Raw genomic sequence first — 14,233 nt, 5'->3', positions numbered from 1 at the left:
CGTCGAGTACCCGGAGATCTTCGGTGCGCTCGACGTGATACCGGGTTCCCTGCGCGATGCGCACCACCGGCAGCGGCTGGCACTGGAATTCGACGAATTGTCGGCGCGCGAATCGGCCGGTGATCTCGATGCGGCGGGCCGGTCCCGGCTCGCCGAACTGAAGGATATCCAGAACGCGCTGGACACCGCGGACAGCCGGGCGGCTCGGGCCGGGGTTCCGGCCCGCCTGCTCGCGTTCCCGCAGGCGTCGGGTCCCGGCGTGCTGGTCGTGGAATTCGGCGATACGAATGCGTCGGCGGAGCACGCGATCTGGTATCTGCCCGACCAGCTGGCCGATTCGACCGGGCTGGCCGGTCCGGTGGGCGAGGCGGCCGATCTCGTCGCGGACGGTGACTCCGCCGAACGAACGACAGCCACCGTCCTGGTCGCGCGCTACGGCGCCGCGGCGAGCACGGCGGCGGGTGTCGCCGCCGCGACGGAGGACGTGGTGCGCCGGATCGTGGCCACCCACGAGGTTCGTGAGTTCCGGGCGCCGACCGCACCGCTACCGACCCAGGAGGTCGTCTACCGCGGTGACGGCCGGGCGATCTGGGAATCCGCGGCGGCCCGGTTGCACGGGATCGCCGGGGGACGCGAGGCCGTGCCGCCCCCGGGGAGCGGTGCTGTCCCACCGGTGCCCGGCGACGGGAATGTCCCGGTGCGTCCCCGTCGTGACCGGTGGCGTCGTTTCAAGAATATGGTCGCGGGGGTCGTTCGGACGCAGCGCGTCGATCCGCCCACGGTCACCGTCGACGACTCCGCGTCGCGGCTCGGCATCGGCCTGGATCGCGTCCGCCGTGCCGCCCGGATGGCGCAACGGCCACCGGAACTTTCCGCCGCGGCGGGCAGGCCGGCGCGGCCTTCGGCGGACAGCGCGCTCGCCCTGGGGCTCGACGTCCTGGAGACGGCCCTGGCCCGATCCTGGACGCTGCTGACGCAACCGGGCACACCCGACGAGGAGTATCAGCGGATCCTCGCCGGCCGCGACGAGCTGCTCGACAGGGTGGCTCAGCTGCGCGAGCATGCGGATCGGCTGCAAGCCCACGAAGTCGACGCATGGGCGATTCGCTCCGGCGACCCGACCCGCCGCCGGGAAATTCTCGACACCATCCGCCTGGAGATCAGCCAGCTCGAGATCCGGTTGGAGGGCGCCCTGGAGTTCGTGCGGAGCCTGGGGCTCGCCGACGAAACCGGGCTCCCCCCAGCGGTGGTCGGCCCCGTGCTGACCCAGTTGGCGCACGCGGACGCGCGGCTGCGCACCGAACTCGGTGTTCCCGAGTCGGTGCGGCACGCCGACCGCGGCTCGGGTCCGGATCTCGCCACCACCTATGACGCCATGCGCCGGCAGCGAGATCTGGATGCCGAGCGACTGGCGTCGCAGGTGGGTATCCCGGTGGCCCGGCTGACACCGGGGCGTGTCGCCGAACTGGCCCGGATCTTGTTCCGGCAACACGGCCACCGCGCGGTCACCGGCCTCGCGGAGCGGATCCGGCAGCACGACACCGATATCAGTGCCACGAAGGAGTTCGCGGCCGCGACACAGCGACTCGCGGGCATCGCCGGACTGCATGCGGCGGCGATCCGGACCCGGGCGCAGATCGACCACGTGGACGAACGATTCGGCCGGCTGCAGGCAGGCCACCGGCGTGCCCTCGTCGCCGGACCCTTCACATTCACGGAGGGACCCGGCGATCTCGCCCGCCTGCGTGAACTGCGGAACCTGGCGCTCGAGCGGAAGCCGCGCCGCGGCCGGTCGGCGATGACCGCGCAGACTCGCACCGCCCTCGACCACTTGATCGATCTCGCGGAGACCCGGGACCGCCTGGTCCAGCGGGAGCGCCTACTGCGTGGACTGGCTGCCCGGATGGAAACGCTCGCCACCGAGCGCGTCCGGGTGGAGGCCGATCGCTACGCCGCGCTGCTCGATCTGGCGGCGTCCCCGATCCTGGTGGAATACGGCTGGTCGGCGACGGAACCGCCGAGTGCGGAACAGCTGCGCGCCGAGCGGGACCGCGCCGCGGCCGGACTGCTCGCCGAACTCGGCGACCCGCCGGTAGCCGGGGCCGTTGGCTCGGCCCCGGAATCGGCGGCGGACCGGGCCCGGGCGCTGCTGTCGGATCGGACCGGTCCGGGAACCGCCGCACAGGTGACGACATTCACCCAGCTGGACGGCATCGTGGCCGCCCGGGAAACCATCGACCGGGCGTCGTCTCAGCTGGAGCGTATCGACGCGGCGCTGGAAACCGGACTCGGCTTCCAGCTCGACACGCTCATGGCGGAGGAACCGCCGCCCGCGGATGTGTCCGATCACAGTGAACCGGACTCGGCCGCCGCGCCGAATCTCCGGGGCGGCGAACTCGGGACCTGTCTGTTCACGGCCACCGACGCCGTTTACGCCGCGGCGGGTCGGCGGCCACCGGCCCGACCGGCGGGCATCGCGGCCGGTCCGAGCGGTGTGGCGGCAGCCGACGCGCCGCGCGTGGTCGGATCCGACTGGGAGCCGAACGGTTGGGCGTCCTTCGACGAATTGCACGACCGGGTCCTGCATTCCGGGGACGCCGTCGTCGCGGTCGTCGGGTACTCGGGGCACGACAACCCGGACGCGGTGGGATCGCACGCGGTGGCGGTGCACCGGGACGGGCGCGAGGTCAAGGTCACCGACGGCACCGAGGTGATCTCGTTCCGGGAATGGGTGTCCCGGCAAGAGGGTTTTGTCGACTTCATCTCCGGCATGGTGGTGCGCGCCGACGGATCGCCGGGCCGGCGGCTCGGCCCCGGCTGGACGTCGATCGCGGTGGCGGGACTGGATTTCAAGAATGTGCGGATCGGCGCTCGCCTGCCCGGCTATGTCGAGCCGCGACCGGCGCTTCCGCACCTGGACCCGCGGTTCGCCGACCGCAGGGGACGCGAACGACACCGGTGGGCCGCCCGGGACGTCTGGCATACGCTGCGGCGCGTCGTGGATCTCGAGCTCGGGAGCCTGGGGACCGGCAGCGCGACACCGCCGGAGATCCGGCAGCTGCGGTTGCCGATCATCGAGAAGCACTGGAACAGCCGACCGGCGGCGGTGGCGCGCGCCCTGGTCCTCCAGACGTTGACCGATGAACTGGCGGAGATGGATCTGCCCGACTCGCTGCGAGACGAGCTCAACCGGACCCGGATGGCGCGCGCGCGAGCGACTCTGCAGGCCGCGGCGCGGCTGTCCGATTCGAGTGCCGTGGACCCACTCGTGGCCGCCCAGCTCGCCGAACTCGACGCGTGGGCGGATCGCCTGACCATCGCGGAACGGTGGACCACTCAGCTGCCGCAGCGCCCGCCGGTGCGGTTGCTGGAGTTCGCGACGCCCGCCGAAGCCGGGCACCAGGCCCTCGTACTCGGCGATATCGACACCGCGGACCGGATTCACGTGCTCGTCGCCGCGGAGTCGGATATCCGTGAGAGGCGAATCGGCACGGCCGAAGACACCGATCTCGTCCGGGCGATGAACCTGCTCACCGCGCCGGGCGGTGACAGCGTCGCGGTGGTCCTGTGGCACGGTCTGGGCGTCGGCAGCGCGAGCGATGTGGCGAGCCGGCTGGGGCTGGGGGCGGACGCGGCCGCCCGGATGCGGCTGGTCGCGCGTGCCGACGGCGAACCCGAGGTCCGAGCGCGCGATATCGCTGTCTCGCCACTGCCGGAGGATCCGGCCGGGGTGGTCGACACAGCTCTGGAGTGGGCCGGGATGCGCGATATCCGGGAGATGCTGCTGGACCCGGCGGCCGGCCCCGACGAAGCGCGCCAGCTGGCGCGCGCCAACGATCGGCGCTGGCAGACCTGGCCGGCGTATGTACATTCGATTCTGTTGCACAGGCATCCGGAGGTGCTGGCCGCGGCCCCCGGACTGCCGATCTCCGTGCGTGACGAGGCGGCCCGGGAAGTAGTGCGCCGCGCGATTCCCGGCGACTCGGGCGTCGTCCATTCCGCCTTCGACGGTCTGCTGCGGGAAGCGGCCGCCCACGCTCCGCCGGTGTTTCTGCTCTCCGGTGGAGTCCAGCCCGACGGACCGGCACTCACCGTCGCTTTCGGTGACCCGGACGCGGCGCGACGGGTGCACTACGCGGTCTACGAACACGCCGACCTCGAGGTGGCCATGGGCTGGGCGGTCGACGCGGCCCGCGATATCGCCGACGGTGACGCGGTGGTCGCGGTGGTACGCGGGTACGGTCGCGAACCGGCCGCGCGGGCCCAGGACCGCGCCGCCTCCGACGCGGCCGAGTTGGCGCGGCTGCTCGCCGCGCACAATGCGGTGCGGCAGCAGCGCGACCCGTGGGGCCGCCGACCCGAAACCCATATCCTCTCCGATGCCAACACGTCGGACGCGGGCGCGCTCGTCGCGACGATTCGCGGCGTGGCGACCGAGATCGACTCGGCGCCGGACCTGGTGGACCGGCATATCCGGCAACTGCTCGGTGCGGCGCGCACCGCCGCCCGGGTCGCCGTCGCCGAGATCGCGGGTCTGATCACCGCCCTCGAATCGGTCCCGGGGGCCCCACCTGTGCTCGCGGCGGATCTCGCCCCCGACCGGATCCTCGAGACGATCCGCCTCGTCGCGGCGCGTGCCACCGGATTCGAGCATCTCGCGGCCCTCTCCGGCCTCTTCCACACGGCCCCCGCGGTAGTACAGGCCGACGCCGCGATACGGCGATTCGAGCGGCACCTGGCCGACCGGGCCGCCGCCGTGGCACCGGCTACCCCTGAGGAAGCGGCGACAGAACTGGTTGCGGCGCAGGTACGCCGCCTCCTGGGCGGAACCCGCCTCCTCGGCGAAATCGACGGTCTGTTCGCCGAGTTGAGCCGTGGTATGAATTCGCCGGATCGCGCCACCCTGGCGGACGCGGTGGGAATGCCCTTGACGCCTCAGGATCTGACCGCGGACCGGTTGCGCGCGGTCGCTTCCACCCTGCTGGGGCACGCCGTATCGGAGGAGCACACCGGCCGGATCACCGGCCTGTTCGCCGACGCTGCCGACCTCGTCCTCGCGGATGCCGCGATAGCGGCGCTGCGGCGGCTGTCGGGCGCCGCCGGCCTGGACCCCGTGGTGGAGCTGTTGCACCGCGCCGATCTCGACCGCGGCTTCGCTCGGCGCGAGCTGGCCGAAGCCGGACTCGGGACCGGCAGCCCGACCCCGCAGACCCTGCGTGCGGCCCGGGCCGAGCGGGCCCGGTTGCACCGGCAGGTGGCCGAGCGGCTCGACGTACCCGGAGCGGCGCTGTCCGACCGGTACCTCAACACACAGGTGAACCGGCTGTCCGTCACCGGCGACCTCGCCCGTACCAGCAGCCTCATCCGGCAGTACCAGGAGCAGCGCATCGCGGTATCGCTGGTCGAGCAGCTGGAGCGGGCCGATCGTCGGTACCACTGGCTGCTGGCGCAGATCCGCGAGATCGGTGAGCTGACCGGCCGTCCCGGTACCGACGGCCGGATCCGGGCCCTGCTCGCCGACGCCGCCGGTCGCTTCGAGGCGATCGATCCGAGCGCGGGAACGCCGTTGCATGCCACGGAGGACGGTCCACCGCGCTGCGCGTTCTTCGCGGTGGCCCGATTCGTGGAGTTCCGCAGACAGCGGGGCGGTCTCGCGCGCACGCCCGACGCGCTGGCCGCGCTCGCCGACGCCGGGCTGGCGGGAGCGCCTGAACACCAGGTCGCCGCGGCAGCCGACGCCGACTGGCAGCATTTCGGATCGCTCGAGGAACTCGTGGCTCAGGTGAGCGAGCACGAGGGAGCGATCGCCGGGGCCATCACCTATCGTGACGGTGCCCGAGTCGGCGGGCACATGTTCGAGGTCGAGATCGACGCCGCCGGCCACCTGCTGTGGCACGAGGGAGACGGCGAGCCCCTGCGCGACGGCGAGGTCCGCGAGCGACTGCGGGAACTGAACGAGCTGAAGATCCTGAATGTGCACGGGATAGTGGCCGATAGACACGGCGCCGACGCGATTCCCTTCGTGGCAGCCGAGCGTATCGCGGTCGACGACGATGTTCCGGCGGTGGGGCTCACCGGTCTTCCACACGATGAACGGGGGCCACCGCGGGACTCCGTGTGGCGGGACGAGCAGAACCGGGCGGCGCTGGATGCCGAGCTGTACCGATTTTCGCGTCGGCCCGATGCCGTGCGTCGCATCGAACTCGACGCGCTGGATCTCACTCTCGCGCAGGCGGATATCGAGGTCGTCCGCAACCGGATCGGGTCTGCCCGATTGCTCGAGTTCAACCGGGCCGATGCCGATACCGATCGCGGCCGGATGGTTCTGGAGTTCGGTGACCCCGCCGCCGCGGACGTCGTGCTCGGCTACGTGGCCGAGACGGCGAACGAGCTGGGGCAATTGCTCGGTCGTCCCGCGGCGATCGCCGAACTGCTGAATGCGTATCGGTCACGCGGCTCGGTGGCGATGATCGCGGTGATCCGTTATGACGACGACCTCGAGGTGGCGGGCAGAGCCCCGCACACGGTCGATATCACCGCGGCCGACAGCGCCGCACTGACTCGCGAACTCACCCGGGTATCCGAACTACGGCGGGAAACGGGACAGCCCGTGTTCGAGATCATCGGCCAGGGCGACGGCGCGGCGGTCGCGCGGGCGGCTCGTGACCAGCTGCCCGAACGGGCCGCCGGCCTCCGAGAACTGCCTGCCGCGCAGCCGCCGGCCTTCGACCTCACGGACTATTCGGCGCCGCCGGACGCCGGTATCCCGGGCCCGTCGCGAGGCGAATTCGAGAATCCGATCGCCGGGGCGACCGGCGGCGGCGAACAAGGCGGCGTCACCGCGCTGTTGCGACTGCTGGCGGAGCAGAGCCGCTGGGCAGCAGCACTCGACGATGCCGCGGAGGTCGCCCGGCTCGCGGCCTTGGTCGAATGCCTCAATCGAGCACACCGAGCGGTTGCGGTGCAGCCCGCCGACTCCGGGGCGCTGCCGAGTGTCCGCCCCTTGGCACTGCCCGTATCGGTTGTCGGCGATTCCCGTTCGTTCGTCCTGATCGGCGATCTGATATCGCCGAAGGAGGTCACGGTGTTCGTCACCGCGACCGAACCGACGCCCGAAGCGCTGCGGTCCGGCCTGCACTCGCTTCCCGCATCATTGGGCGATTCCGGCACTCGGGCGGCCGCCGTCTGGCAAGGGACCGATCCGGCGGTCCTGGCCGGCGACCTGCGCAGGCTCGCCGAAGCACTGCCCACCGAAAGCATTCGCCTGGTGATCGTGGGGGAGAGCAGCGAGCTGGTGCGTCTCGCGCTGGACGACGATCAGCTGGCCGCGCAGGGAAGCCGCTTCGCGGTCGGCGACGACGCCGATCCGAGCCTGTCCGCCGAGGAGATCCTGCTCGCGGAACTGCTCGGCGACTGGAACCCGGATTCTCCGGTGGAGCCGAAGTTCGCGGCGCGCACCACCACCGGAGACACCGGACGGCAGCGCGTCCTGCCCCGGATACCCGGTCTGCACGCGACAGCGGAGGCGGACGCTCTCTGGCGCAAGAGATTCGGCTCGGCGGCGGTCCTCTCACCGGACAACTTCCTGGTGAACTGGGTGGATCTGAGCCGGAGCGACCGGTGGACACTGGTCGAAGGCGCACCCGAGAAGCTCGTGGAACAAGCGGGGGTTCCGGCACGCTGGCGCAACCGCGCGAACCGGATGCTGCTGGCTCGCCATATCGCCGAGCTGGAGGTGCAGCACGCGGCGGGAATGCTCACCGGGGCGGACGAGCGGCGCCTGGAATCCCTGCGGCAGCTGGTTTCGGACCTGCGCCAGGCCGAAGCGATGGCGGCGTCGCTACCCGGGCATCCACCGGTTCACGTCCTGTCGCTGGGTCTCGGCGAAGCCGGCCGGCCCGCCCGCCTGGCCGTCGCCTTCGGCGATATCGATACCGCGCGCCGGATCAGCGTGACTGTCGCTGGACGGGCCGGCGGCGAATCCTTGGTGAACGCGATGGTTTCCGCGACTGAGGCCTTCCTGCCCTACGGCAACCGCGTGACCGTGGCCTACCTGGGCGCGGATACCGCCGCCGCGGTGGCGGGCGACGAGCTGGTCACCGATATCACCATGCTCATGGAAGCCCAGCTCCACTACCGCAACCCGATACTCGGTGCGCGGATGGCCGGGCTCGAGGTGGTGGCACTGACCCCGGGTCACGATATCGTCGCGGCAGCTCACCGTCGCTCGACCTCCCTGGCCCGCTACCTCGACATCGAATGGGACGAATCAGGTTTCGCGCCTCTGCGCGACCTCGCCGCCTACCGTCTCCCGGACACCCATGAACTGCCGAAGCTGGACCATGAGCTGGAGGGCGAGGAAGCCAACTGCACCACGCTGATCGGCAACGCGCAGCGCGAACGCTGGCCGCACCTGAACCTGCGGCGCGCCGACGATGTCGGCGCCGCGGGTCGAACGGCCGACCAGTTCTCGGCTTTGCTGCGGGCGGGATGGCATCCCGAGGCATTCCGGGCGGACCCGGACGGTGTGCGCACCGCGCACGACAAGATCGCCGACGAACTGCGGCGGCTGGGACCGGGAGCCACCGCCGCGGTGGTGGACGAGTACCGCCCGTTCGACCCGGCGCGCCCGGAAGCCGTCGGCGCGCATGTGCGCGAGATGTTCCTCGACACCGACGGGCAGGTGAAGTGGCGGGACTGGATCAAACGCGACCAGATCGACCGCGACGCGATCGAACGCCCCGATCCAGCGGAGATCGAGTACCCGCACACCGAGGGTGCGGTTCAGGGCCAAGGCTTCGCCAACTACGCGATCTTCCGTCATCCCGACGGTACGGCCGTCGTCGACTATGACCCGAAGATCGACGCGCTCGCACCGAAGCCGCTCACGCACATCGGCCGTGCGCAGCCGGAGGGCGATGCGGATCCCCCGGACGGGCACCGGGAATCAGGCGGGAACGCCGCGGGCCGCGGGCCGGACGAGAATCCCACAGCCGGTGAGGGCACGGCGACATGGGCGGTACCGACGTCTCCCCGGCCCGCGAACTCCACGGCCGCTCCCGGCCGGGTGAGCCCCGAATTCGCGGCGGCGTACAGGCGGCCGGGAGCTGAACGCGACAGTCGCTTCGAGCGGTTCGCGCCACGGCGGTTCGTTGCGGCGCTGCGTGACCTACTGAGCCGGGACGATCCTGCCGGGCTCCCGGCACGGCTCGTTCCCCTGGTGCGCGACCTGCTGGATCCGGCGGGAGAAATCCGGCCGGCGGACGCGGCGGCCGGAATCGGCGAAGCCGGTTCGCTGGTCGCCGAGTCCCGGGACCGCGGGCGGATCGCCGCTCAACTGTGCGCCGCGGCGCACGAACTGGGCATATCGCCCACCGAGCTGGTGCGATACGTGCCGCCGCTGCGCGATGTCGTGGGCGCTCTCCCGCCGGCGCTGGTGGATGTCTGGTCGCGGGCCGAGTTGCTGGCGCAGACCGCGGCGCCGGAGACGAACCGGGCGGCGGCGTCACATGCGCAATGGCAGCAAGCGGCCGAGGTGTTGGGCCTGGTCGACGAGCAGGCGGAAACAGCGGGACTGGGCGTGCAGCTCTTGTCCGCGCGATTCGTCCCGGACACCCGGGCGGACGGTGCGCCGGCCGGTGCCGACGGCCGCGTCCAATTGCTGGTCGCGGTGGGGGATAAGGGTGACGACGACACCGGTGTGCGAAGTGTGGACACGGCGGACACCGTGCTCTGGCATCAGCCCGCCACGGTCGAAGAAATACTCGGCGAACCCGAGGGCGGCGTATCGGACATCCTGTATCACCTCGAGCGCCGGAAACAGGAGAACCCGTCGGAACACGCGGCCCTGGTGTTCCTGCTCGACGTCGATCCGACACCGGATCCCGCGGACCCGGCCCAGCGGCCGATAGTACGGTCGCGGCGGCAGCGCACGGCGGTGGACGCCGAGAATCTCGCGACAATGGTGGTATCGCTGAACGCGGTACGTGAGGTCGGGACGGGCCATCGGCCGACAGTCTTGCTCGTCGGTGACGACACCGGCACGGATACCGTGCGCGCCGTGGCCGAACTGCCGGGTATGCGGGGCGAGTTCGACGGTGAGCCGCGCCTGGGTGATCCGTTCCTCTACCCCTTCGAGCCGCACTTGGCCGAGCTGGAACGGTCCGTGCCCGCGGAGCCGGGTACCGAACGCGACCAACGGTTGGCGGAGTTGCAGCGGTTGCGCGAGATTCTGCGGGACTTCACGAAGGAGTTCGCCGAGTTCGGAGAGCCGAGCCGAGCGTCGCTCGGGTGGGGCGGCCGGGCCGAGCTGGTACTGGGCGATCCCGAGTCCGCGGGCCGGATCGAGATCCACGCGGTGGTGGGACGGAAGAACCCGGTATCGCTGGAGGACACGCTGTCCCACGTTCTCGACCAGGAGCGGAGACGGACCGTCGAGGACCGCGAGGAGGGCGAAGACGGGATCGCGTCGCTGGTATGGGCGGGCCCGGATCTCGCGGCGTTCGTCGGCCGGGTGACCGAGTTGCTGGAGTCGTCGTACAACGCCGGACAGAAGCCCGAGGTCGTGTTCCGGGGAGCTGATGCCGACACCCTGCGCGAAGGCGACCCGGATCTCGGAAGGGCATTGATCTCGATCGCGTTCGTGGAAGTCGAGCAGCGTGCCCGCGCACTCGCCGGCCTGCGCACGACCGGCGACGCACTTGGAATCGACACAACCGAACTGCTGGACCCGGATTCGCCGGCTCGCCAGGAGCTCATGGCGCACTACCGTTCGCTGCTGTCGGTGATTCCCGCACGCTACGGGATCTCCGCGGACCTGATCACCGATCCGGCGACGGCCGGCCGAGCGTGGCAGGATCTGCGGGCTGCAGTCCGGACCGTGCCCAGACCACAGGTGTCCGGACCCGTTTCCGACGAGGTGATCGATTTCAGGTTCCACGCCAGCACCCCCGAGACCCGTGAGTTCAACCAGTTCGCGATCTTGTCCGGCATGCTGGATCAGTTACGGACCGTCGAACGCGCCGATACCCGGCTGGCGCAGCTCATCGGCCTGGAAGGCGCCCTGCGCGACACTGCCGCACGTGCGCAGGAGCGCCCCGGCACCCGAACCGTGTTCGAGTATTTCGCCACGGCCGCCGCCACGCTCGACCAGGTCGGGAATAAGACCCACGGCGCGCGGTTGGCGGTGGTACTGGATCGGGTGGACAGTGCCGGTGGTCGCCCGGCCGTGCGGAACAGTGCGCGGCTGCGCATGCTGAACGATTTGTTCGACAGTCTCCTGGCCGAGGTGTCGAGGTCGGCGGGCGAACAGCGGGCACCGGCGCCGATCCGTCTCGTCGATATCGCGTCGCGGGCGCTACAGGATGAAGGCCGGACAGCGCTGGTGGATGATGTGCAGGGCGGCCTGCGCACGGCCGCGCTGCGGCGGTCGTCGGCCGAAGAGCGCTATCTGGCCGTGCGCGACGAGCTGGTCGCCCGATTCCCGGCCGAGTCGGAGTACGCGGGACCCGTACCGGCGCCGATCGATCCGGTGCGGATCGCGGTCCGGATGGGGCAGGTCGTCGGAGAGGGAGCGAACTGGCGGGAACGTGTCCGTCTGCTCGACGAGCTGCGTACCGCGGCGGAGCAGTTCGCAGCCTGGGACGCGCGGTTCGACCGATGGCGGGCAGCGGCCGACGCGCTTGAAAAGGCCGCGGTCGCGCGGGCCGCCGCCGCCATCATGGGCCAGGACGAGAAAGTGGTCGAGTACCGTCGGCGCCTGGACCGAAGCGCGGCGACGGTGGCGCGGCTGGCGGCCGAGCCGGAGCCGGGACCGAGCCCCCTGCGCTCGGGAACACTGCGCGGCACCGCATCGGAGACCGCTCAGCGAACACCCCTGCCGACCGTCGGCGACGGCGCCGTGGGACCGAACGCGGCACAGCTCGCACACGGCCTCGGCGATATCCCGAAGATCTGCGCGATCGAGATTCTGCAGTTCGCGCAGCTGTGCGGGTTCGAAATCCAGGGCGAGATCCCCTCGCTGCTCGACGAACAGATCCGATTGAACGGATTCGGCCCGGTCGAGTTCGCGAAACTGCTGGGCGCTCATTGGGAACCGGAGCCTTTCGCATCGCTGGAAGCGATGCGGGCCTTGGCCGCCGACGGCATGACGGTGTTCGGCGCTGTCGAGAACGGTCCGGCGGGCGCGCACGCGTTCCAGCTGTCTCTGCGCGACGGCCAGGTGTGGGTGCACGAGCGCCGGGGAGACCAGGTCATCGATGAGCCGTTCGCCCGGTGGAAGCAGCCCAGCGGCACATTCCACGGCATGGTGTTCGACGCCCGGCGCAAACCACTGCGGCCCCTGCTTCCCGGACAGGAGCCGGGCGGCAGCTACCCGAAGACGCCACTCGCGGGCATGGATCCGGTCGGCGGCGCGGAACCGGAGTCCGGAGCCGAGCCCGGGGCGTCCGAAGCGGACGGCAGCGACACTTCCGATACGCCGGGTGCGATGCCCGGTGCGGGGGTGCCACGTCCGACCCCGCTGACGATGGCGGCCCGGCTGGGTCGGTCGGGTGTGGTGCCCGATGCCGCGGTGCGGCGTCCGACCCCGATGACGATGGCGGCTCGGCTGGGCCGCAAAGGAGTTGTCGCCCCGGCCGGCGAGGGCGGCTCGCGCGACGGTTCCGTCGAGAAGCCGGCCACCGGAGCCGGTCCGGGCACGCCATCGACGGACGGTGTCGTCGCCGTGGCCTTGAACGACGAGAACTTCGCTGCCGCGCACGTCCGTATGGTCTATGCCCTCAAATGGCTCGCCGTGCACGAGGTATACGCCCGGCACGGTGTCGCTCCGACCCTGACGGCGCGGCTCGGCGCCGGCGGTATGGAGTTCGGGATGGCCATCGATCACTGGCCGGGGGCTTTTCCGGATGCCGCCGTGGACGATCCGGTTGCCACTGCCCTCGTGTGGGCGTTCCGCAAGTTCGTTCCCTACGGCGAACCGATCAGGGCAATGCGCAGTGTCACAGTAGTCAACGAGGGCACGGGCCCGGGAACGCTGCGGATGGCTTTCTCGGAATTCCTGCTGTACCGCGAGTTCGGTTCGCCTTTCACCGCCACGCCCGAGATCGCCGCCGCGGTTGCCGACCTGGTGACTCCCCGCCGACTGGAGGCACTGGCGGCGGCGGTACCGGATTCGCCGCATCGGGCGTCGCGGGTTGCGGCACTGACAGAGAGCGCCGATGTGCTGCGCGCTGTTTCCGGTAGCTCGAGCCCGGTCGCGGCAGCGCTGGAACCCGATACCGCGCTGCTGGTCTGGACGGTTCCGGTTGTGGGCCGACACGATCCGTCGATACCGGACGAGCCCGTTCTCCTCAGGGTCGACTACCCGGAGTCGGCATGGAATGAAATGCGGCCGTCACGACGGATGGGGAAGGGGCCGTTCGCGCCGCCGTACCGGATCAAAACCCTGCCCGGTCACCCCACGCTCACCGCGCCCCCGGGCGCCGCGCCGGAGGTTTCCGTCGTGCCCCCGTGGGCTCGGGCGCGGCGGACTCCGACTACGTCGGCCCCTCCGCGCGGCGGCGCGCGAGCCGACCTGGCCGCCGCGGACGGGGCAGCCGGATACATGGTTCCGCGACGGCTGCCCAGTCTCGTGCCGACGTCGTTCCGTCGGACCGCGCGGGATATCGAGCGATCCAGCCTGTTCGCGCGTCGGCGCGACGAGTTGGCAGCCGAACTCGGCGTGCCGTGGCACGAAGCGACCGAGCAGTTGGCCGCCGCCCGTACGGAACTGGCCTCGAGGCTGGGCATCGAAGCGGTCCATCTGCGTTGGCCGGATCTGCTGTCCGAATCAGTGCGCAAGGTCGGCGGTCTGTTCACCGCGTCGGACTGGGACCGGGTTGCGCGACTGGCGCCGCCCGACCTGTTCGTCCGGATACGGAATCTGCTGGCTATCGAAATCGTGCTGTCGGCGACGGATCGGGTCGCCCCCGCCGAGCCGTCGCTGCCCGGCGCCGACGCCTGGCGCAAGGTCTCGCGATCACAGCAGGAGGTGGCGGAGCAAGCACTTCTCTTGTTGCTCGCCTCGCTCGGTGAACGGGATCCGGACGAGGCCAGGCCGTCCGTTTCCGCGGCCGATGTTTTGCGACAACTCGTCGACTCGGCCGGGGACTCGGATTCCGCCGCCGAGTTCGCCGCGGTGGGCCGGGTCCTGCGGCTGATCGAACTCGAAAACGCGTCCGACCGCACACAACCC

The 14,233-nt window shown here is 70.9% G+C and carries 1 protein-coding gene (only partly in view); it reads left to right on the top strand.

This entire window lies inside a single protein-coding gene on the top strand: locus OG804_RS08260, encoding an MFS transporter. The 47,823-nt coding sequence extends 18,953 nt beyond the window's left edge and 14,637 nt beyond its right edge, so the window shows coding positions 18,954-33,186 — codons 6,318 (partial) to 11,062 (complete); the first codon wholly inside the window starts at position 2. Both codon boundaries (start and stop) fall beyond the window edges.

The organism is Nocardia sp. NBC_00416, assembly GCF_036032445.1.
Classification (GTDB): domain Bacteria; phylum Actinomycetota; class Actinomycetes; order Mycobacteriales; family Mycobacteriaceae; genus Nocardia.
Note: the sequence above shows the minus strand (reverse complement) of the source record. Positions and strands in the feature narration are given on the sequence as shown.